The 1861-nt window shown below is 39.8% G+C and carries 1 protein-coding gene and 1 pseudogene; one reads left to right on the forward strand and one right to left on the reverse strand.

Annotated elements, in window-relative coordinates; genetic code table 11:
* Positions 1 to 175: 175 nt before the first annotated feature.
* Positions 176 to 1515: pseudogene (locus tag ABZ720_RS17365) on the forward strand (IS3 family transposase).
* 1 nt (position 1516) lies between these two features.
* Here ABZ720_RS17365 and ABZ720_RS17370 read toward each other — a convergent pair.
* On the reverse strand, positions 1517 to 1861 hold a 345-nt coding region (locus tag ABZ720_RS17370), incomplete at its 5' end, for a glycosyltransferase family A protein (RefSeq protein ID WP_366556794.1).

Consider the following 1861-nt stretch of genomic DNA (forward strand, 5'->3'; position numbering starts at 1 on the left):
AAAAACGAACCCTTTTTGCAAAAAGAAATTAAACTCATAGCACTCGCCAATAGAGCATACAGTACAATATGGATTGCAAGAATTTGTCGAAAACTCACAGAAAACAAGGAGTAATAAATGATCTGCACCCCAAAAGTTGGACTAAATAACCAACTGATTAAGGTGCAGATTTTTTATGACTAAATATACTCAACGTTTCAAACAACAAGTGCTCGACTTTTATCATCAAAATGGAAAAAACCGTTCGCTTACTCGCCAGTATTTTCAGCTTCCCCAAAGCACGTTAGCACGTTGGATTGCGAAATTTAATCATAATGGAATCAATGGATTAGCTGTGTTAGGTAAAAAACGATATTATTCTGTTGAGTTTAAATTAAAGGTTATTCAAGCTATCAAAAAAGGCCAGTGCTCCGCTGAAGCCGCCTGCTTTCGCTTTGATATCCCCAGTTCAGGGATAATTAGTCAATGGTTGCAACGCTTTGAAAAACAAGGTATAGATGGGTTATTACTCAAACCTAAAGGTCGTCCAAGTATGAAACTCAACTCACCTAAAATGCCACCAACGCCCAAAACAGAAGAAGAACGCTTGCGTTACCGAATTTTGGAATTAGAAGCGGAGAATGCAATGCTAAAAAAGTTGCAGGAACTCAACCAACAAAAAATGCAGAAAAAGCCGTCATCGTAAATGCCTTACGCTCGCGTTTCCCGTTGGAATTGTTACTCAGACTAATCGGATTGGCACGCAGTTCGTTCTTTTATCATCTCAAGCCAAAGTCGGATAAAAATGTAGCGATTTCACAGAAAATAGAGGAAATTTATCGCAAAAATGACGAAAATTATGGTTATCGTCGAATTACCTTGGAATTAAGGAAATACTTGATTATCAACCACAAAAGGGTGCAAGCGATAATGCAACGTTTGGGGTTAAAAGGAAAAAGTAAGCAGAAAAAATATCGTTCTTACCAAGGCAAAGTGGGACACATTGCCGATAATCTGTTGCAACGGGATTTTACGGCAACGATGCCGAATGAGAAGTGGGTAACGGATATCACCGAGTTCAAATGTGCGGAAGGCAAAGTGTATTTATCGCCGATTAAAGACTTGTTTAATAACGAAATTATTGCTTATGATGTGGCGAGAAGTCCGAATTTTGAGCAGATAACCAGAATGCTGACCTAGGCGGTGAACCGATTAGCGGGGGAAAAACCGATACTGCATTCCGACCAAGGATGGCAGTATCAAATGATGGGTTATCGGGAGATATTGAAAAAACACGGTATTACGCAAAGTATGTCGAGAAAAGGCAATTGCCTTGATAATGGTGCGATGGAAAGCTTTTTCGGGCGATTGAAGACGGAATGTTACTTTGGCAAGCGGTTTGAAACCTTTGAACAGCTTGAAAAAGTGATTCACGAGTACATTCATTACTACAACAATGAGCGTATTCAAGTGAAGCTCAAAGGACTAAGCCCTGTGGAATACAGAACTCAGTCCTTGAATGAAATTAGAATATAGTCTAACTTTTTGGGGGCAGATCAAATTGTTGATAGAGCGAATCTTGAGGATAGCCACCACAGGCGAGAAACAGCCGTCTTCTGAACACTTTATTACTTGCTACAATCAAGCATAAACGATACCAAGCCTCAGAAAATCCAAGGTGATCTAAATATTGTTGAGGAAAATCTACGGGATAAAGAGGTAAGCAAATTCCCCCCAATTGAGTAAGTTGAGAAAAGATAAAAGGGGCATTTTCCAATGCGCCAGCTTGATAGGCATCATCTGCATCAAGAAAGGCGATCAAATCAGCTTCACTTTGTAAAGCTCCCCAATTTCTTGCTTTAGCAACACCGCTGTTATACGG

It is taken from the genome of Aquibaculum sediminis (assembly GCF_040712085.1).
Classification (GTDB): domain Bacteria; phylum Pseudomonadota; class Alphaproteobacteria; order Kiloniellales; family DSM-21159; genus Aquibaculum; species Aquibaculum sediminis.